Below are 18449 nucleotides of genomic sequence, written 5' to 3' on the forward strand. Positions count from 1 at the left end.
CGCGATCAGTTCAGCGCTGGCTTGTCGCCGTTGATCGGAATGCGCTTGGCCTTGGCTTCTTCAGGCACGATGCGCAGAAGGTCGATGCTGAGCAGGCCATTGGCCAGGCCGGCGGCCTTGACTTCGATATGGTCGGCCAGGCGGAACGACAGCTTGAAGGCGCGCTGCGCGATACCCTGATGCAGGTAGGTCACTTCAGCAGGGCCATTGTCGCGCTTGCCACCGGTCACGGTCAGGACACCTTTTTCAACCTGCAGGTCGAGGTCCTCTTCCTGGAAACCAGCTGCAGCAACCACGATGCGGTAGTGGTCATCGCCATGCTTTTCCACGTTGTAGGGCGGGTAGCTGCTACCAGCCTCGTTACGTGCCGCGGATTCGAACAGGTCGTTGAAACGGTCGAAACCAACGGAATGGCGGAACAGTGGAGCGAGAGAGAAAGCGGTAGTCATGGTCATGAACTCCTGAGATTCAGCAAGTAAGTCATTACGCGACCCGACTTCGGCATCGCGTACTCAAGAGATATGGCCGAGGGAAATGCTTTCAAGGGGCGAGCAAAAAAAATCCGATTTTTGTACTGGATTCAATGGCCCTTTCGCGGGTGAACCCGCTCCCACAGGATCACCACAGACCTTGAGACCTGCTCGGTACCTGTGGGAGCGGGTTCACCCGCGAAGTGGCCGGATCAGGCAACACAAGCCTCAAGCGCCCGCACCTCAACCCCGAGCAACCTGCTGATCCGCGCACAGTCATCCTCCCGCCGCAACTCGGCAAACAGCACAACCGCTTCGGGATAACTGCGGGTCAGCATCGCCAGCCACTGCTTCATCCGCCCAGGCGCATAGCGCGGCGACAACTTGGCCTGGGCCTGGCGCCAGAACTCGCGCAGCAACGGAAGCAGGTCGTCCCAGCTCATCGGCTGGTAGTCCCGCCCGTCACGTGCCGCGGCAATCTGCAGCCCCAGGTCGGGGCGCGAGACCAGCCCGCGGCCCAGCATGATATCTTCGGCGCCACTGACCTCACGGCAGCGCCGCCAGTCGTCCACGGTCCAGATTTCGCCATTGGCGAACACCGGCACCTTGACCACATCCTGCACCCGCGCCACCCACTCCCAGTGGGCCGGTGGCTTGTAGCCCTCGACCTTGGTCCGCGCATGCACCACCAGGTGCGCCGAGCCGCCTTCGGCCAGCGCCGTGGCGCACTCCAGCGCGCCGTCGGGGCTGTCGAAACCCAGACGCATCTTCGAGGTGACCGGGATATCCGCCGGCACGGCACGGCGTACCTCACGCACAATGGCGTGCAGCAGCTCCGGCTCCTTGAGCAGCACCGCTCCACCACGCGACTTGTTCACGGTCTTGGCCGGGCAACCGAAGTTCAGGTCGATCACCGGCGCGCCCAACTCGCAGGCCAGCGCGGCGTTTTCCGCCAGGCACACAGGGTCCGAACCCAACAGCTGCACACGCATGGGCACCCCTGCGGCAGTCCGCGCGCCATTGCGCAACTCGGGTGCCAGCTTGTCGAACGAGGAAGGCGGCAGCAGGCGATCGCACACGCGAATGAACTCGGTGACGCACCAGTCGATACCGCCCACGCGGGTCAGCACGTCGCGCAGGATGTTGTCGACCAGCCCCTCCATGGGGGCCAGGGCAATTTGCATGTCGGGGTCTCGGCGGAAAAAGCCGGCAGTCTAACAAAAATTGCCGGCGTTTCAGGCGCCGATCAGCGCCGGGCCGTAACCGTCGAGGAACTCCGCCGGCATACGCCTGGGCTTGCCGCTGGACAATTCGATACAGGCAAAGGTGGTCTGGGCGCGCAGCAAGGTCACGCCGTCGCGTGGGCGCTTGAGCTGAAAGCGCCGGGTCATGCGCAGGCGCTGGTCCCAGTCGATGATCCAGGTGGCCAGTTGCAGCTCATCATCCTCATAGGCAGCGGCCAGGTAGTCGATTTCGTGACGCACCACGGCCATCGCCCGGTCCAGCCGGCGATATTCGGCCAGGTCCAGGCCCAGGCGCTGGGAGTGGCGCCAGGCGCAGCGCTCCAGCCAGGTGACGTAGACCGCGTTGTTGGCGTGGCCAAGGCCGTCGATATCCTCGCTGCCGACGCGCAGGTCGATGACGAAGGGTGTTGCCAGGTCCCAACTCATGTTCGCTTCCTTGGAGCAAAAGTGGATTTAGCAGGGCCCTGCAGATAAAAGTCCAGCCTTTGTGGAGGATTTACCGGCCTGATCGCCGACCAGCCAGCTCCCACAGAGTCTGCGCGGGATCAAAGGCTTGCGCTTTACCTGTGGGAGCTGGCTTGCCGGCGATCAGGCCAGTACTGGCAACATCATCAGGCACTTTGCCGTACTGGTGCGCCAGCCCGGGCCAACAGTTCCAGCACCGCTTCACTCAGGCGCGGATCGGACAGCACCCGCTGGTGGCCACCCGCCTCCAGCAGCATCAGGCGGCTATCGAACCAGGCCTTGTGAATAACCTGTGCCTCATCGACGGGCACCAAGGCATCATCGGCGGCATGCACCACCAACCCAGGCAACTCCAGCTGGTAACCAGTCACATCCAGCCGCGCAATCTGCATGCCTACATCCCGCTCAACCTGGCGAATGAACGCCGCCCGCGCCCGCGCTGGCAGCCCCAGGCGATGGGCAAAGCCACGCAGTACGCCCAACAGCCGCGCCGGAGCGGCAATGCTGACCGCTGCCTCTGTGCGTAGCCCCATCTGCAGGGCCAGCAATACACTGGCGCCTCCCATGGAATGGCCAATAACCGCGCGCAGCGGCGGCAGTTCGGCGGCAGCCTCCAGCAGCGCCCGGGCAAACAGCACCACATTGGCCTGCTCGCCAGGCGAACGCCCATGCCCCGGACCCTCCAGCGACACCACCGTGTGCCCGGCCTGGACCAAGGTTTCGATCAACGCGGCAAACTGGGTCGGGCGCCCTTCCCACCCGTGCATCAGCAGCACGGTCGGCCCCTTGCCCCAGCGCAGGGCCGACAAACCGAAGCGCAGGGTGATGCGCTCGGCGCTGGCCAGCACGGGCAACTCCCAATCCCGTGGCGGCAGGTTGCGCGGGGTCATGAAGGCACGGCGCATCTTGCCCGCGACATGCTCAGGGGCCAGGCGGCCCAAGGTGCCATTGACACCACGAATCCAGCTCAGGGTAGTCATCGCCATGCTCCAGGATCAAAGCACCGCCGATTTGGCGGCGCGCAGAATACGATCAGACAGCTCGCTGGTGCCCAGGGCACGGGCCAGCGTCAGGCCGCCAATCATCAGGGCCAGGTCGGCCAAGGCCTTGTCGGCATCCTCGGGACGGTCGACCATGGCGGCAGCCATCAACTCGATGTGCTCGGCCAGCACCTCGCGGAAGGCCTCCGGCAGGCGCTGCATCTCGCCCAGCGAGTTGGGCAGCGGGCAGGCATGCACTTCGGCATCACGGTGCTTGCGCGACAGGTAGAAAGCGCTGGCCAGCGCCCGCCGCCCGGCGCCATCGAGGCTGGGGTCGATCTGCGCGAGCAAGGCGCGGCGCTCACACAGCAACTGGCGGAACGCTTCGAGCATCAACTCGTCCTTGCTGTCGAAGTGCGCGTAGAAACCACCGACGGTCAGGCCTGCCGCACCCATGACCTGGCTGACGCTGGGCTCGGCCGGGCCGTGCTGGATCAGCGCACTTCGCGCCGCCTCGAGGATGCGTTCGCGGGTTCTGCTCTTCTTGTCGCTCATCGTGCCACTCGCCAATCAAAATATGATGATAGAAATATTATTCGCATAATATTTTTTGGCAAGCAGAATCTGTAGCCGCCTGTCGGTCGCGAATTTTTTGAGCAGGGGAGAAAAACAAAAGGCCCATTCAATAATCGAATGAGCCTTAAAAGTCCCGCAAAACGCGGGTAAACGTGGCGTCCCCTAGGGGACTCGAACCCCTGTTACCGCCGTGAAAGGGCGGTGTCCTAGGCCACTAGACGAAGGGGACGTAACCTTCGTGCCGACCCGCTTGCGCGGACCGCGGCAAATTGGTGGAGCTAAGCGGGATCGAACCGCTGACCTCCTGCATGCCATGCAGGCGCTCTCCCAGCTGAGCTATAGCCCCGGATTTCTAGCCTCTCGGCCCAGCGACATCCTGAAACATCGCTTGTGCAAAACTGGCGTCCCCTAGGGGACTCGAACCCCTGTTACCGCCGTGAAAGGGCGGTGTCCTAGGCCACTAGACGAAGGGGACGAACCTTCTTACCTTCAAGACCCGGTTGCTGGACCCGGTCTTGCCTGACAACCTTGGCTGCCAAGCGGAATTTGGTGGAGCTAAGCGGGATCGAACCGCTGACCTCCTGCATGCCATGCAGGCGCTCTCCCAGCTGAGCTATAGCCCCACAATGTCGCTTTGAACCGAAGCGCTGGCTGGGTGCCTGGCGTTTCGTTTTCGTTCATCGCTGTGGACGGGGCGCATATTAAGATCGGATTGCAGGGCTGTCAAACGAATTTTTCAAAATATTCAAAAAAATTTTCACAGATAACAATCACTTACCGCCCTGCCCTTGCCAAAACTCAACAGTGAGCCCTGTGGGAGCGGGTTTACCCGCGAATGCGCCGGAAAATGCACCATCGTATTCGCGGGTGAACCCGCTCCCACAAGTTCGGCTTATGGCCTCGGGACTACTGTCAGGCGATGGAGGCCAGCAGCTTTTCCCACTCTTTGTTTTCTTTCTTCGACACACCACCCAGCAGGTCCAGGGCCTGGCGCAGGCGATATCGGGTCAGGTCCGGGCCAAGGATTTCCATGGCATCCAGTACCGAAACCGAGCTGGCCTGGCCGGTAATGGCAGCAAACATCAGCGGCATGGCGTCACGCAGCTTCAGCTCCAACGCCTCGACCACCGCCTGGATGCAACCGGTGATGCGCTCTTTTTCCCATTGACGCAGGCTTTCGAGCTTCCACAGGATCAGCTGGATCACCTGGCGTACCTGGTCAGCCGACAGCTTTTTGCTTTCGAACAGCTTGGCGTCGAGCTTCAGCGCGCCTTCGAAGAAGAACCCGCCCAGCGGGGCTACCTGGCTGAAGGTTTCCACCCGGCCCTGCACGTGCGGGGCGATCTTCATCATGTAATCGCTGTTGAATGCCCACTTCTGCAGGCGTGCGGCGAACTCCTCGACCGGCAGTTCGCGTAACCACTGGCCGTTCAGCCAGGATAGCTTCTCGATGTCGAAGATCGGGCCGCCCAGCGAGATACGCGACAGGTCGAAGTGCTCGACCATCTCGGCCAGCGAGAACTTCTCGCGCTCGTCCGGCATCGACCAGCCCATGCGGCCCAGGTAGTTGAGCATCGCCTCGGGCATGAAGCCCATGCGCTCGTAGAAAGTCACCGAGGTCGGGTTCTTGCGCTTTGACAGCTTGGACTTGTCCGGGTTACGCAGCAGCGGCATGTAGCATAGCTTGGGCTGTTCCCAGCCGAAGTATTCGTACAGCTTGATCAGCTTGGGTGCCGATGGCAGCCACTCTTCGCCGCGCAGCACGTGGGTGATACCCATCAGATGGTCGTCGACCACGTTGGCCAGGAAGTACGTCGGCAGGCCGTCGTTCTTCATCAGCACCTGCATGTCCATGCGGTCCCACGGGATCTCGACATCGCCACGCAGCATGTCCGGGACCACGCACACGCCTTCGCTCGGCACTTTCATGCGGATCACGTGCGGCTCGCCAGCGTCCAGGCGGCGCTGCACTTCCTCGGCGCTCAGCAGCAGCGCGCGGCCGTCGTAGCGCGGGGTTTCGCCACGGGCTTGCTGCTCGGCGCGCATCTGCTCCAGCTCTTCGGCGGTGCAGAAGCAGTAGAAGGCATGGCCAGCGTCAACCAGCTCCTTGGCGTACTTGGCGTAGATCTCGCCACGCTCGCTCTGCCGGTACGGGCCGTGCGGGCCGCCGACGTCCGGGCCTTCGTTCCATTCGATGCCGAGCCAGCGCAGGGCATCGAAGATCTGCTGTTCCGACTCGCGCGTGGAGCGCAGCTGGTCGGTGTCTTCGATGCGCAGGATGAACTCACCGCCGTGCTGCTTGGCAAAGCAGTAGTTGAAAAGGGCGATGTAGGCGGTGCCGACATGGGGGTCGCCGGTAGGCGATGGCGCGATACGCGTGCGTACGGTGGTCATGGAGAGTCTCGAACGAAAGATGAAACAAAGGCGGGATGTTAGCAGGAGGCGGGCTCCGGGCTCCAGCAATGGCGCGAACGTCACTTGTCGACCTGCCATGCGCCGCTGTTAAATTTATTTACATTTCTGGAACGATAGTCCTCATGCCTGCCCAACTCAAACGCCGCCTGCTGGTCTTCTTCACCTTGGTGGCCGTCATCGCCCTCGCTTTCGTGGGGCACTGGTACTTCAAGGGTCGCTTCTACGAAAGCACCGACAACGCCTACGTACAGGGCGAGATCACGCGCATTTCCAGCCAGTTGGGCGCACGCATCGACGAGGTGCGGGTCGAGGACAACCAGCATGTCAGCAAAGGCGACCTGCTGGTGCGCCTGGAGTCCGCCGACTTCGAACTGGCCGTGCAACGCGCGCGCGCCGCCTTGGCCACCCGCGAAGCCGAGCAGGTGCAGGCGCAAAGCCGCCTGACCCAGCAAGCCAGCCTGATCGCCGCCGGCCAGGCCCAGGTGGCGGCCAACCAGGCCACCTTCGACCGCTCACGCCTGGACCTGAGCCGTGCCGAGAAGTTGCGCAAGCCAGGTTTCGTATCGGAAGAGCGGGTCACCACCCTGTCCGCGGACAGCCATGTCGCCGGCTCGCAGGTCGACAAGGCCCGTGCCGACCTGCAAAGCCAGCGCCAGCAGGTCAATGCGCTGACCGCCGAGCTCAAGCGGCTCGACGCGCAGATCGCCAACGCCCGCGCCGATCTGGCCCAGGCTGAACTGAACCTGACCCGCTGCGAAATCCGCGCCCCCATCAGCGGCAGCATCGGCCAGCGCAACGCGCGCAGTGGCCAGGTGGTACAGGCCGGTGCCTACCTGCTGTCGATAGTGCCGGACGAAGACATCTGGGTGCAGGCCAATTTCAAGGAAACCCAGATCGGCCACATGCAGCCCGGCCAGCGTGCCGAACTGCTGTTCGACAGCTACCCCGACACACCGATCGAAGGCCGGGTCGACAGCCTGTTCGCCGCCTCCGGCGCGCAGTTCAGCCTACTGCCGCCCGACAACGCCACCGGCAACTTCACCAAGGTGGTGCAGCGTATCCCGGTCAAGCTGACTTTCCGCGCCGACAACCCACTGCACGGGCGCATCCGCCCTGGCATGTCGGTGACCGCCACCGTCGACCTGCGCAGCGAAGACGAAGGCCGCGATGGCCGGTGACCAGCTGCTCAGGCCCACCACCGAGCCGACCCGGCGGGACTGGATCGCGGTAATGAGCGTGATGCTCGGCGCCTTCATGGCGGTGCTGGACATCCAGATCACCAACTCGTCGCTCAAGGACATCCAGGGCGCGCTGTCAGCGACGCTGGAGGAAGGCTCGTGGATTTCCACCTCTTACCTGGTCGCGGAAATCATCATGATCCCGCTCACCGCCTGGCTGGTGCAGCTACTGTCGGCGCGGCGCCTGGCGGTATGGGTATCCGGCGGCTTCCTGCTGTCGTCGCTGTTGTGCTCGATGGCCTGGAACCTCGAGAGCATGATCCTGTTCCGCGCCCTGCAGGGTTTTACCGGCGGTGCGCTGATCCCGCTGGCCTTCACCCTGACCCTGATCAAGCTGCCCGAACACCACCGCGCCAAGGGCATGGCCATGTTCGCCATGACCGCCACCTTCGCCCCCTCCATCGGCCCTACCCTGGGCGGCTGGCTGACTGAGAACTGGGGCTGGGAATACATTTTCTACATCAATATCCCGCCGGGCCTGGTGATGATCGCCGGCCTGCTGTATGGGCTGGAGAAGAAGGATGCGCACTGGGACCTGCTGAAAAGTACCGATTACGCCGGCATCGCCACCCTGGGCCTGGGGCTTGGCTGCTTGCAGGTGTTCCTGGAGGAAGGCCACCGCAAGGACTGGCTGGAATCGCAGCTGATCGTCGGCCTGGGCAGCATCGCCCTGGTCTGCCTGATTACCTTCGTGATCCTGCAGTTTTCCAGGCCACACCCGCTGATCAACCTGCGCATTCTCGGCAATCGCAACTTTGGCCTGTCGAGCATCGCCAGCCTGGGGATGGGAGTGGGCTTGTACGGGTCGATCTACCTGCTGCCGCTATACCTCGCTCAGGTACAGGGCTACAACGCCTTGCAGATCGGCGAGGTGATCATGTGGATGGGTATCCCGCAGCTGTTCCTGATCCCTTTGGTGCCGCAACTGATGAAAGTGGTGTCGCCCAAGGTGTTGTGTGCCCTGGGGTTCTGCCTGTTCGGCGCCGCCAGTTTCGGCTCGGGGGTGCTCAACCCGGACTTTGCAGGGCCGCAGTTCAACCATATCCAGATCATCCGTGCCATCGGCCAGCCAATGATCATGGTGACCATCTCGCTGATTGCCACGGCGTATATACAACCGCAGGATGCGGGTTCGGCGTCGAGCCTGTTCAATATCCTGCGTAACCTGGGCGGTGCGATCGGCATTGCGCTGCTGGCCACCCTGCTGGATGCACGGACAAAAGTGTATTTCGACTACCTGAGGGAGGCGGTGGTGCCGAGCAACCCGCAGGTGGCGGAGCGGTTGGCGCAGCTGGCGGAGCGGCTGGGCAATGACAATGCGGCACTGGGCAAGTTGAGCGAGATCACTCATCAGCAGGCGTTGATCATGGCCTACAACGATGCATTCCACTTTGTGGGGATCGGGTTGGCGGTGAGCATGGTGGCGGTGTTGTTGACCCGCAAGTTGCCGGAGGGGCTGAAGGCGGGAGAAGCACATTGAGGCTACTTCAGACTGTATGCGGTCCCTGTGGGAGCGGGCGCGCCCGCGAACACCGGCGCAGCCGGTGCCAGCCACCGCGTTGAATTCTTCGCGGGCACGCCCGCTCCCACAAGGCCCGCGTCAGGCTTCAGCTGGTAATCAACCGCTCGCGCAGCTGGGCAATCTCGTCGCGCAATTGCGCCGCGGCCTCGAACTCCAGGTCGCGGGCGAACTGCATCATCTTCTCTTCCAGTTGCTTGATGCGCTTGGTGATCTCGCCCGGCGTGCGCAGCTCGGCCTCGTAACGGGCGCTCTCCTCCGCTGCCTTGGCCATGCCCTTGCGCTTCTTGCTGCGCGCGCCGGGCACGGTGGCGCCTTCCATGATATCGGTGATGTCCTTGACCACACCCTTGGGTACGATGCCATTGGCCAGGTTGAAGGCGATCTGCTTCTCGCGACGACGCTCGGTCTCGTCGATGGCGCGCTGCATGGAACCGGTGATGTTGTCGGCATACAGGATGGCCCGGCCATTGAGGTTACGCGCAGCACGGCCGATGGTCTGGATCAGTGAGCGCTCGGAGCGCAGGAAACCTTCCTTGTCGGCATCGAGGATCGCCACCAGCGACACCTCGGGCATGTCCAGGCCCTCACGCAGCAGGTTGATGCCCACCAGCACATCGAAGGTACCCAGACGCAGGTCGCGGATGATCTCCACCCGCTCGACGGTATCGATGTCCGAGTGCAGGTAACGCACCCGCACGTCGTGGTCGGCCAGGTAGTCGGTGAGGTCTTCGGCCATGCGCTTGGTCAGCGTGGTGGCCAGCACCCGCTCGCCCTGTGCCACGCGCTTGCGGATTTCCGACAGCAGGTCATCCACCTGGGTAAGCGCCGGGCGTACTTCCACCTGTGGGTCGACCAGGCCGGTGGGGCGCACCACCTGCTCCACCACCCGCCCGGCGTGCTCGCCCTCGTAGGGGCCGGGGGTGGCAGACACGAAGATGGTCTGCGGGCTGACATCTTCCCACTCGTCAAAACGCATCGGCCGGTTGTCCAGCGCCGACGGCAGGCGGAAGCCATACTCGACCAGGGTTTCCTTGCGCGAGCGGTCGCCCTTGTACATGGCGCCGACCTGCGGAACGCTGACGTGGGATTCGTCGATCACCAACAGCGCATCGGGCGGCAGGTAGTCGTACAGGGTGGGCGGCGGCGCCCCGGCCGGGCGACCGGACAGGTAGCGCGAGTAGTTCTCGATGCCGTTGCAGTAGCCCAGCTCCAGGATCATTTCCAGATCGAAGCGGGTGCGTTGCTCCAGGCGCTGGGCCTCGACCAGCTTGTTGGCCTTTTGCAGGTACTCCAGGCGGTCCTTGAGTTCTTCCTTGATGCCCTCCACCGCCTCCAGCAGGGTTTCCCGCGGGGTGACGTAGTGGCTCTTTGGGTAGAAGGTGAAACGCGGCAGCTTGCGGAATACCTCGCCGGTCAGCGGGTCGAAGGCGGCGATGTTCTCCACCTCGTCATCGAACAGTTCGATGCGGATGGCCTCGAGGTCCGATTCGGCCGGGAAGATGTCGATCACATCGCCGCGCACGCGGAAGGTGGCGCGAGCGAAGTCCATCTCGTTGCGGGTGTACTGCAAGTCAGCCAGGCGGCGCAGCAGCGCGCGCTGGTCGAGCTTGTCGCCGCGGTCCACGTGCAGGACCATTTTCAGGTAGGTCTCGGGGCTGCCCAGGCCGTAGATGCACGACACGGTGGTGACGATGATCGCGTCACGCCGCTCCAGCAATGCCTTGGTCGCCGACAGGCGCATCTGCTCGATGTGGTCGTTGATCGAAGCGTCCTTCTCGATGAAGGTGTCGGACGACGGTACGTAGGCTTCAGGCTGGTAGTAGTCGTAGTAGGAAACGAAATACTCCACCGCATTGTTGGGGAAAAACGCCTTGAATTCGCCATACAGCTGCGCGGCCAGGGTCTTGTTCGGTGCCAGCACCAGGGTAGGCCGCTGCACCTGCTGAATGACGTTGGCGATGCTGAAGGTCTTGCCCGAGCCGGTCACCCCGAGCAGCGTCTGGTGCGACAGCCCCGCCTCGATGCCTTCGACCATCTGGCGGATGGCCTCGGGCTGGTCGCCGGCCGGCTGGAAACGGGTGACGAGCTGGAACTCGGACATGACGGACCTCGCGGTGTTGCAGCAACTGTAAATTTAGCCAGTAGTCTATACCCAAATGCGCCCGCCGGGGGGCGCTTTCAAGGCACAGCTGTGAGCGCTTGTTACGGTGGACCCGGCAATTAGACCAATGGTCGAAAAATATTTGCGCAAATGACTGGAAAAGCGACGCCGGACTGTCGCGGTGACCGGTCGGTATCACTATACTGACTCCCCGTTTGTGCACCGCTTCAGTGCATTCGGGCTGGAGCGTGTACGTCCTATCACACTCCAATCAGAGCCAAGGTAACAATGAGCCTGTTTTCCGCTGTCGAGCTGGCACCCCGCGACCCTATTCTGGGCCTCAACGAAGCATTCAACGCCGACCCACGTACCGACAAGGTCAACCTGGGCGTGGGCGTGTACTGCAATGAGGAAGGCCGCATTCCGCTGCTGCGCGCCGTGATCGAAGCCGAAACCCAGCGTGCCGCCCAGCACGCTTCGCGCGGCTACCTGCCGATCGACGGCATCGCCACCTACGACCAGGCTGTACAAAAGCTGCTGTTCGGCGCCGAGTCGCCACTACTGGCCGCCGGCCGCGTGGTTACCGTGCAGGCCGTCGGTGGTACCGGCGCGCTGAAGATTGGTGCCGACTTCCTCAAGCGTGTGTCGCCTGAAGCCGTGGTTGCCATCAGCGACCCGAGCTGGGAAAACCACCGCGCGCTGTTCGAATCGGCCGGCTTCCCGGTGCAGAACTACCGCTACTACGACGCGCCGACCAACGACGTCAACCGCGCCGGCATGCTCGAAGACCTGAACAACCTGCCGTCCGGCTCGATCGTGGTACTGCATGCCTGCTGCCACAACCCGACCGGCGTCGACCTGAACCTGAACGACTGGAAAAACGTTCTGGAAGTGGTCAAGGCCAAGGGCCACGTGCCGTTCCTCGACATGGCCTACCAGGGCTTCGGTGACGGCATCGCCGAAGACGCCTTCGCCGTGCGCCTGTTCGCCGAGTCGGGCCTGGAGTTCTTCGTGTCCAGTTCGTTCTCCAAGTCGTTCTCGCTGTACGGCGAGCGCGTCGGTGCGCTGTCGATCGTCACCGCCTCCAAGGACGAGAGCACTCGCGTGCTGTCGCAGGTCAAGCGCGTGATCCGCACCACCTACTCCAACCCGCCGACCCACGGTGCAACCATCGTTGCCACCGTGCTGAACAGCCCCGAACTGCGCCAGATGTGGGAAACCGAGCTGGCCGAAATGCGCGAGCGCATCCACGGCATGCGCAAGCAGATGGTTTCGCTGCTGGCCGAATATGGCGCCAACCGCGACTTCAGCTTCGTTGGCCGCCAGGTTGGCATGTTCTCGTACTCGGGCCTGACCGTAGAGCAGGTCGCCCGCCTGAAGAACGAGTTCGGCATCTATGCGCTGGACACCGGCCGCATCGCCGTGGCCGCGCTGAACCAGAGCAACATCCACGTGGTGACCAAAGCTATCGTGCAGGTGCTGTAACTCATTGTTTTGCCTAGGGGTGGCTTGACTTCCCCTGGGCAATCAGTAAGATACGCACAGATTCCGCGATAGCTCAGTCGGTAGAGCAAATGACTGTTAATCATTGGGTCCCTGGTTCGAGTCCAGGTCGCGGAGCCAAACATTGAAAACCTCCAGATGCGCAAGCACTGGAGGTTTTTTGTTGCACTTATCCTCTCATGCCAGCCCACGGCTGCTGTATCGTCCGAGACCCCTCGACGAGCGCAGGCAAGCATGAAAGCCAACGATTTCACCCAGAACGCTCAGCAAGCGGTAGCAATCGCCGCCAACCAGGCCCTCCTGGCAAGCCGACAAGCAACGTTCGCCGTGGGTGGCTGCATCATCGAAAATGCCACTGGCAAGGTATTGGTCGCCCTGCACAACCGCGTGCTGGAGCCCTCTGCCAGCGAGGCGCAACCCGCATTCAGGCTCCACGACCCAACGGGGCATGGTGAGCGCCGGTTGGTGGACTGGTATTTCGACAACCAGCAGCGCCTTGCCCTCCCCCCCACCCATGAACTGACCGTCATCACCACGCTCGACCCCTGCGCCATGTGCGCAGGCGCCTTGCTGACTGCCGGCTTCAATGTTGCCGTAAGTGCGCTCGACACCTTTGCCGGCATCAATCATGACGGTCGCTTCGAATTCCCCGGCCTGCCGACCGCACTTCGTCTGCGCGCGCAAGCCACGTGGGGCTACTATGCTGTCGGCAGCCCTTTTGATCGCGACTATGTCGGGCCGACGCAAGGGCCGATCTATGCCGGCGAACGCATCGACGCCGCAACGATGTGCCTTACCCGTTCGTTGTTCGAGGCCAGCGTGAATCACGTGCACGACGAAAGCAGCAACGCCGGCCTCCCGCCATCTGCCCTGAAAGACCCTATCACCCTACCCAGCCGAAGCTTGGTACGCCAGGCCCTGGCGGGCTTGAGCCCATGGAGCCTGCGCATCAAAAGTGCAGACCCTCGCCTGCCCGGCATTGAACTGGCCGAGCCATTGGTCGACACAGCTCTCGCGGCAGATACGTGCAACGCCGTAGCCTTGCTGGACCCATTCGGCAATCTGCTGGCCTGCCTGGGCGGTGACGAAACGCGCTCCCCCATTCGCACTGCGTTCATGGAAACCACTCGCAGCTACGCCGCGTTACGCTGGAACCTGATGAACCATGACGACCCACAGGTCCGCGACGAAGCACACCAGCATCTCACCCACCCCCGTTACTGCACATTCGTCCTGCTCCGTTTTCCGGACCCGGCCGGCAGCGAGGCGGTCATGACCCTTGGCGCCTATGGCTCCACCATGGAACGGCATACCGCGCCGTCCTTCCCCTCAAGCCTGCAATATGTATTGCTGCCAACAGGCTGCACTGCCAGGGACGTTGCTCGACTGGCGCGAAACCTGCCGCCGTTCTACACAAGCAACGCGCAGGTCGCGCCTTGCCAGGTACTGGACCCGAACCTGACACAGGAAGTGACGATCCGGCTGGGGAAGGCTCAGCGCTCCGAGCCTGCTGCCGGATAGGGCAATGTGACCGCACTGCCTTCATCCACCAGACTCCAGACCAGCAACTTGGCTGACTGCTTCTGACTGGCGTTGCGTGACACGCTGTGCACGGTACCCGGGGCTTCGTACCAATATTCACCGGCCTTGTAGGTTTTCTCCGGCTCGTTATCGAGCTTCGATACCACTGCCCCTTCCAGCACGTAGGCCATCACTGCGCCCGGGTGCTGATGCGCGGGTGATGCCTGGCCGGGGGCGTAGCTGACGGTGAGCATCACGGCGTTCTTGCCGGGGGCGTTCGAGGGTTGTTGCTGCTGCAGGACCTTGACCTGGTCGGCAGAGTCGCCGTGCGCCCAGGCAGGGGTTTGAGCGGCGAGCAGGGCGAAAAGGATGATGCTAGGGGATTTCATGGGAGGCCTCTCCTGGATGGCAATCGCCTGCAGGTTAGGCCTGTGGGGCAGAGAGACAAATGACCAATTCGGTGAAAAACCAAGAGGCCGATCATTGCCTGTACCGGCCTCTTCGCGGGCTTGCTCGCTCCCACACCCTTGAAGCCTGTAGAAAACCCTGTGGGAGCGGGCGAGCCCGCGAAAAGGCCGGTGCAGGCACCAGATATCTCAGCTGCTACGCCCGATCGGATAGAACTCACCGTGGCTCCAGACCCCAAGCCACTCTTCACCATCGATCTCACGCGGTACCGCCAGCTCTACCAACTGGTAGAACACGTTGCGATGAATCAGCGCCTCGAGGTTGCTGCGCATCAGCACATACGGCGATGGCTCCTGCGTGACCGGGTCGATCACCACGCGCAGCGGGTTGGCCGGCCCGGCTTCGACCTGGTCCTCGACATTGCTGGTGAAGCGCAGCACCTGCTGCTCACCCTCACCTTCCACGTCCAGCGCCACAGCCACGAACGGCGCATCGTCGACGCGGATGCCCACCTTCTCTACCGGGGTGATCAGGAAGTAGTCATCGCCATCGCGGCGGATGATGGTGGAAAACAGCCGCACCATTGGCTTGCGGCCGATCGGCGTACCCAGGTAGTACCAAGTGCCATCACGAGCGATGCGCATGTCGATGTCACCGCAAAAGTCCGGGTTCCACAGATGCACCGGCGGCAGGCCCTTGGCTTTGGGGATCTGCGCCAGAAGATCATTGGCCTTGCCGGAATCGCTCATCACGCTTGCCTCATTCACTCATACCCAGAAGGCTACGAGCGTACTCGCGCATCGGCGCGCCAAGCAAATCCTCCGGGGTTTTATCGTGGAACGTCAACAAACCGCCACGGCTCTTGATACGCGCAGTGTCGATCAGGTAGCGGGTGCTGGTTTCGATGAGCATCATCTGCACCACGCCGGTGTCCCAGCCCAGGCGGTCGACTGCCTGTTCGTCATACCACTCGTCGCCATTGCCGATACGGTCGTCGGTGCGGGCGAAGCGGGTATACAGCACGTAGTCGGCACCCACCGAACGCGCCTGGGCGATGGCCTCTTCCAGGCCCAGTGGCCCTTGGGCGCGGCGCACCAGTGGGAAATACTCGACGAAGCTCTTGTAGGCCTGTTCGGCCACTGCGTTCTGCCGTGGCACAGGCCCCTTGCCCGGGGGCACGAATGCGCCCTGGCCGATGAAGATGAACGAATCGGGCTGCAGGCGGATCGACAGGGTGCGGCGGGTATCGCTGTGGTCCAACAGACCGGCATCGCTCATGTGGTAACGGACGCCCTCGCCCATATCGCTGACATTCATGCAACCGCCCAGCGCCAACAGCGCCAGCAGCAAAACCAGGCTACGCATCTTTCCTCCAATGGCCGGCGACGAAAAACCGGCGAATAGCCGGCGGATGCAGCTTTTGCGCCAGCTTCAGCCGCCGATCACCTTCATCACCATCACATCGCCGGAAAACGCCAGGTCCTGCTTGTCTGCCAGGGCCTTGACCAGCAGGCGCTGCAGGGCCGGCAGCGCCTGATGGCGCGGTTTTTCCAGCAGGTCGCCCACGAAATGGCGATTGCCCGACGACAGGCAGCCGTGCAGCCAACCCGTGGAGGACAGTCGCAGCCGCGAACAGGTGCGGCAGAACGGTACGCTTTCGTTGGCGATCACCCCGAAGTGGCCTTTGCCGGGTACCGCATAACGCAAGGCGGTGGCATCCAGCGGCGCGTCGACCTGAACGTAGGCATGCTTGCCAGCGATCAGTGCGAGCAGCTGGTCGAGGCCGACGAACTGTTGCAAGAAGGCGTTATGATCACGGGCCAGGTGGCCCATGCGCATGAGCTCGATGAAGCGCAGTTCGAAGCCGCGCTCAAGGCAGTAATCCAGCAGCGGCAGCACCTGATCGAGGTTGTGCCCACGCATCGGCACCATGTTCACCTTGATCTGCATACCCATGGCGTTGGCCTGCTCCATACCCGCCAGCACACTGGCCAGGTCGCCGCCCCGGGCGATACGGCGGAAGGCATGTGGGTCGAGTGTGTCGAGGGAAACGTTCAATCGGCGGATACCTGCCGCCTGCAACTGGGGCAACTTGCGCGTCAACAGCTGGCCATTGGTAGTCAGCGAGATATCGTCAAGGTCGAGCTTGGCCACGGCGGCCAGGAAAGCATCCAGGCGCGGACTGACCAATGGCTCACCGCCGGTAATGCGCAAGCGTTCGATGCCGGCGGCTTCGATCAGGTAGGCCACGCCACGGGCCAGGGCATCCGCCGGCAGTTCGTCCTGTGCTGCCACCAGGCGCTTGCCGTCTGGCACGCAGTAGGTGCAGGCATAATTACAGGCAGCCGTCAGGCTGACGCGCAGGTTGCGAAAACGCCTGCCTTGACGATCGACGATCATGAATGACTCCGGCATGGATGATGGGGGCTGGCAAAACCTGACTCATAAATCAGGTTTTTGCAAGCCCTATCCTTTTTGCCGCTGTCGGTGTCGCCGTGCTGTTGTGGAAGCAGGCATGTCAGTCATGGGGCTGCTGCGCAGCCCATCGCAGGCAAGCCAGCTCCCACAGGATCGCGCAACACTTGAGATCTGCGCTGTACATGTGGGAGCAACTGTCTTGCTCAATTTCTAAAAGCTGGCGTGATCCCTGTGGGAGCGGGCTTGCCCGCGAACACGGGCGAAGCCCGTGCCATCCATCGCGGTGTCTTCTTCGCGGGTAACCCGCTCCCACAGGGATCACGCTGTGATCTGCGCCATGTTTTCATGGCTGCGGTAAGTCATCCAGCCACGGCGTGCCCGTTCTGAGCATCGCATTGAGGCGCACGATGAAGATTCTTATGCAGGCTACAAGCGCAACCTTGGCAAGTTTCCCTCGCCCACGCNGTTCTGAGCATCGCATTGAGGCGCACGATGAAGATTCTTATGCAGGCTACAAGCGCAACCTTGGCAAGTTTCCCTCGCCCACGCAGCGCCTCATATCGGGCTTTGAGCGTTGGATTATGTTTCACCGCTACCAGGCACGCCATGTACAGCGCACGCCTGACCTCAAATCGGCCTCCTGAGATAAAGCGCTTGCCCACGGACTTTCCGCTGTCGTGATTGAAGGGGGCCACACCGACCAAAGAGGCTATTTCCCGGGACTCCACGTGCCCCAGTTCCGGCAAGAGCGCTACCAGCTTGGTCGCGGTTACCATCCCGATGCCTTTGACTTCGTTCAGTTTGGCTATCCGTTCATCGTTGAGCACTGTGGCCTGCCGCTTGATCGCTTGCTCCACCAACTTTATCTGCGATGCAAAGTGCTGAAGATTGGTTTTCAGGAAATTGGCGACCATCGCTGACTGGGCCTGCTTCAGGCGCCGTCGATCGTCATCTCGCTGTTGGACTAGGCGATCACGCTGCTGAAGGAGTTCCCGTAACAGGGCCCTTTCAGGGCTTGTTTTCAGGGCTGGCTGGTCTGGAATGACCTCAGCGAAATGGGCCAGCACTGCGGCGTCGATGGCATCGGTCTTGGCCTTGATACCCAAGGAATCCGCGAACGATCTGGCTCGCTTGGGGTTCACGCGTATGACCTTGTAGCTGGCGTTCTGGAGAAAGCGCATGACATCAAGCTCGTAGCCGCCTGTAGCTTCCAGCAGGATACGCTTGATGCTGAGCCCTCGAAGGCTCTTCACCAGTTCCTCAAAGCCCGCTGGATCGTTGCGCACACTGATCCTGATGTCCTGGGGCCGCACCAGTGCATCAAGGGAAAGACTGGAAACATCGATACCCAAGAAGGAAGCCATCGCCAAAACCTCCTAGACTCAACAGTGTGAGAGAGCTTTGGCGTGGCCCACGCTTGTGGTTCGAGATTAGGTCCTCATCCAACTGTTCGGGCTCTCGCCAAAGTGGAACGGTGAATGGCAGCTTGTGCTCCCACACGTGCTCAAGGCACCTCTGGCATTCAGCTTGCCATTCACCGCTCTCACTTCAGATTCTAATCCCCTCTCAAGACACAAGCTGGCTTGCC

At 62.3% G+C, this 18449-nt stretch carries 15 protein-coding genes, 5 tRNA genes and 1 pseudogene; 5 read left to right on the plus strand and 16 right to left on the minus strand.

All coding sequences use genetic code 11. The annotated features are described in order from the left end of the window. Nucleotides 1-5: 5 nt before the first annotated feature. From ACK1U9_RS22875 to gltX, 10 genes are all read right to left on the minus strand, one after another. Complete coding sequence (locus ACK1U9_RS22875; protein WP_003260273.1) at nucleotides 6-449, minus strand: Hsp20 family protein; 444 nt, start codon at nucleotides 447-449, stop codon at nucleotides 6-8. Between the two features lie 233 nt (nucleotides 450-682). Next, the gene (locus ACK1U9_RS22880; RefSeq protein ID WP_135001582.1) at nucleotides 683-1654 is read right to left on the minus strand and encodes a tRNA dihydrouridine synthase; all 972 of its coding nucleotides are present in this window, start codon (nucleotides 1652-1654) and stop codon (nucleotides 683-685) included. A gap of 51 nt (nucleotides 1655-1705) precedes the next feature. Continuing rightward, nucleotides 1706-2140 (minus strand): acyl-CoA thioesterase, encoded by a 435-nt coding sequence (locus ACK1U9_RS22885; protein WP_046617041.1) that lies wholly within the window; start codon nucleotides 2138-2140, stop codon nucleotides 1706-1708. 185 nt (nucleotides 2141-2325) lie between these two features. After that, complete coding sequence (locus tag ACK1U9_RS22890) at nucleotides 2326-3159, minus strand: alpha/beta fold hydrolase (protein WP_153671769.1); 834 nt, start codon at nucleotides 3157-3159, stop codon at nucleotides 2326-2328. A gap of 15 nt (nucleotides 3160-3174) precedes the next feature. Next, entirely contained in the window at nucleotides 3175-3714 is a 540-nt protein-coding gene (locus tag ACK1U9_RS22895) for a TetR/AcrR family transcriptional regulator (RefSeq protein WP_108481525.1), read from the minus strand. A 174-nt stretch (nucleotides 3715-3888) separates the two neighbouring features. Next, nucleotides 3889-3964, minus strand: a tRNA-Glu gene (locus ACK1U9_RS22900). Nucleotides 3965-4005: 41 nt separating this feature from the next. Then, nucleotides 4006-4081 (minus strand) — tRNA-Ala (locus ACK1U9_RS22905). A gap of 53 nt (nucleotides 4082-4134) precedes the next feature. After that, nucleotides 4135-4210: transfer RNA gene (locus tag ACK1U9_RS22910), tRNA-Glu, on the minus strand. 72 nt (nucleotides 4211-4282) lie between these two features. Beyond that, nucleotides 4283-4358 (minus strand) — tRNA-Ala (locus ACK1U9_RS22915). Nucleotides 4359-4647: 289 nt separating this feature from the next. After that, the gene (gltX, locus tag ACK1U9_RS22920) at nucleotides 4648-6129 is read right to left on the minus strand and encodes a glutamate--tRNA ligase (RefSeq protein ID WP_046616983.1); all 1482 of its coding nucleotides are present in this window, start codon (nucleotides 6127-6129) and stop codon (nucleotides 4648-4650) included. A gap of 143 nt (nucleotides 6130-6272) precedes the next feature. On the opposite strand from gltX, the gene ACK1U9_RS22925 reads away from it, so the two are divergent. Further along, the gene (locus tag ACK1U9_RS22925; RefSeq protein WP_046616984.1) at nucleotides 6273-7328 is read left to right on the plus strand and encodes an HlyD family secretion protein; all 1056 of its coding nucleotides are present in this window, start codon (nucleotides 6273-6275) and stop codon (nucleotides 7326-7328) included. Then, nucleotides 7318-8868, plus strand: a complete 1551-nt coding sequence (locus ACK1U9_RS22930; protein WP_046616985.1) for an MDR family MFS transporter — start codon at nucleotides 7318-7320, stop codon at nucleotides 8866-8868. Before ACK1U9_RS22925 ends, ACK1U9_RS22930 begins: the two co-directional genes overlap by 11 nt. 127 nt (nucleotides 8869-8995) lie before the next feature. Here ACK1U9_RS22930 and uvrB read toward each other — a convergent pair whose 3' ends face one another. Continuing rightward, nucleotides 8996-11011, minus strand: a complete 2016-nt coding sequence (gene uvrB, locus ACK1U9_RS22935; RefSeq protein WP_075044143.1) for an excinuclease ABC subunit UvrB — start codon at nucleotides 11009-11011, stop codon at nucleotides 8996-8998. 288 nt (nucleotides 11012-11299) lie between these two features. Between uvrB and ACK1U9_RS22940 the strand changes: the two genes are divergently transcribed. The 3 genes from ACK1U9_RS22940 to ACK1U9_RS22950 all read left to right on the plus strand — a co-directional run bounded on the left by ACK1U9_RS22940 (nucleotide 11300) and on the right by ACK1U9_RS22950 (nucleotide 14035). Further along, the gene (locus ACK1U9_RS22940) at nucleotides 11300-12496 is read left to right on the plus strand and encodes an amino acid aminotransferase (protein ID WP_085601473.1); all 1197 of its coding nucleotides are present in this window, start codon (nucleotides 11300-11302) and stop codon (nucleotides 12494-12496) included. Nucleotides 12497-12558: 62 nt separating this feature from the next. Further along, nucleotides 12559-12634: transfer RNA gene (locus ACK1U9_RS22945), tRNA-Asn, on the plus strand. Between the two features lie 114 nt (nucleotides 12635-12748). Beyond that, nucleotides 12749-14035 (plus strand): nucleoside deaminase, encoded by a 1287-nt coding sequence (locus ACK1U9_RS22950; protein WP_196173505.1) that lies wholly within the window; start codon nucleotides 12749-12751, stop codon nucleotides 14033-14035. On the opposite strand, the gene ACK1U9_RS22955 is transcribed toward ACK1U9_RS22950, so the two are convergent. From ACK1U9_RS22955 to ACK1U9_RS22975, 5 genes and pseudogenes are all read right to left on the minus strand, one after another. Continuing rightward, nucleotides 14008-14424 (minus strand): cupin domain-containing protein, encoded by a 417-nt coding sequence (locus tag ACK1U9_RS22955; protein ID WP_046616989.1) that lies wholly within the window; start codon nucleotides 14422-14424, stop codon nucleotides 14008-14010. The genes ACK1U9_RS22950 and ACK1U9_RS22955 overlap by 28 nt on opposite strands. A gap of 207 nt (nucleotides 14425-14631) precedes the next feature. After that, on the minus strand, nucleotides 14632-15192 hold the full coding sequence (locus ACK1U9_RS22960; protein ID WP_023661447.1) for a DUF1285 domain-containing protein: 561 nt from the start codon (nucleotides 15190-15192) through the stop codon (nucleotides 14632-14634). Between the two features lie 10 nt (nucleotides 15193-15202). Continuing rightward, nucleotides 15203-15808, minus strand: coding sequence for a DUF4823 domain-containing protein (locus tag ACK1U9_RS22965; RefSeq protein WP_046616991.1), 606 nt, complete (start codon nucleotides 15806-15808; stop codon nucleotides 15203-15205). 66 nt (nucleotides 15809-15874) lie between these two features. Then, on the minus strand, nucleotides 15875-16843 hold the full coding sequence (locus ACK1U9_RS22970; protein WP_046616992.1) for a GTP 3',8-cyclase MoaA: 969 nt from the start codon (nucleotides 16841-16843) through the stop codon (nucleotides 15875-15877). A gap of 361 nt (nucleotides 16844-17204) precedes the next feature. After that, nucleotides 17205-18225 (minus strand): annotated as a pseudogene (locus ACK1U9_RS22975) (IS110 family transposase). Nucleotides 18226-18449: the final 224 nt, after the last annotated feature.

The organism is Pseudomonas sp. XP1 (assembly GCF_053557675.1).

Excerpts from the sequence above, each read along its gene's own strand:
- ACK1U9_RS22930 (WP_046616985.1), top strand. The coding sequence starts at position 7,318 with ATGGCCGGTGACCAGCTGCTCAGGCCCACCACCGAGCCGACCCGGCGG.
- gltX (WP_046616983.1), bottom strand. The coding sequence starts at position 6,129 with ATGACCACCGTACGCACGCGTATCGCGCCATCGCCTACCGGCGACCCC.
- ACK1U9_RS22955 (WP_046616989.1), bottom strand. The coding sequence starts at position 14,424 with ATGAAATCCCCTAGCATCATCCTTTTCGCCCTGCTCGCCGCTCAAACC.
- ACK1U9_RS22970 (WP_046616992.1), bottom strand. The coding sequence starts at position 16,843 with ATGATCGTCGATCGTCAAGGCAGGCGTTTTCGCAACCTGCGCGTCAGC.
- ACK1U9_RS22965 (WP_046616991.1), bottom strand. The coding sequence starts at position 15,808 with ATGCGTAGCCTGGTTTTGCTGCTGGCGCTGTTGGCGCTGGGCGGTTGC.
- ACK1U9_RS22880 (WP_135001582.1), bottom strand. The coding sequence starts at position 1,654 with ATGCAAATTGCCCTGGCCCCCATGGAGGGGCTGGTCGACAACATCCTG.
- ACK1U9_RS22925 (WP_046616984.1), top strand. The coding sequence starts at position 6,273 with ATGCCTGCCCAACTCAAACGCCGCCTGCTGGTCTTCTTCACCTTGGTG.
- uvrB (WP_075044143.1), bottom strand. The coding sequence starts at position 11,011 with ATGTCCGAGTTCCAGCTCGTCACCCGTTTCCAGCCGGCCGGCGACCAG.
- ACK1U9_RS22960 (WP_023661447.1), bottom strand. The coding sequence starts at position 15,192 with ATGAGCGATTCCGGCAAGGCCAATGATCTTCTGGCGCAGATCCCCAAA.
- ACK1U9_RS22885 (WP_046617041.1), bottom strand. The coding sequence starts at position 2,140 with ATGAGTTGGGACCTGGCAACACCCTTCGTCATCGACCTGCGCGTCGGC.
- ACK1U9_RS22940 (WP_085601473.1), top strand. The coding sequence starts at position 11,300 with ATGAGCCTGTTTTCCGCTGTCGAGCTGGCACCCCGCGACCCTATTCTG.
- ACK1U9_RS22950 (WP_196173505.1), top strand. The coding sequence starts at position 12,749 with ATGAAAGCCAACGATTTCACCCAGAACGCTCAGCAAGCGGTAGCAATC.
- ACK1U9_RS22890 (WP_153671769.1), bottom strand. The coding sequence starts at position 3,159 with ATGACTACCCTGAGCTGGATTCGTGGTGTCAATGGCACCTTGGGCCGC.
- ACK1U9_RS22875 (WP_003260273.1), bottom strand. The coding sequence starts at position 449 with ATGACTACCGCTTTCTCTCTCGCTCCACTGTTCCGCCATTCCGTTGGT.
- ACK1U9_RS22895 (WP_108481525.1), bottom strand. The coding sequence starts at position 3,714 with ATGAGCGACAAGAAGAGCAGAACCCGCGAACGCATCCTCGAGGCGGCG.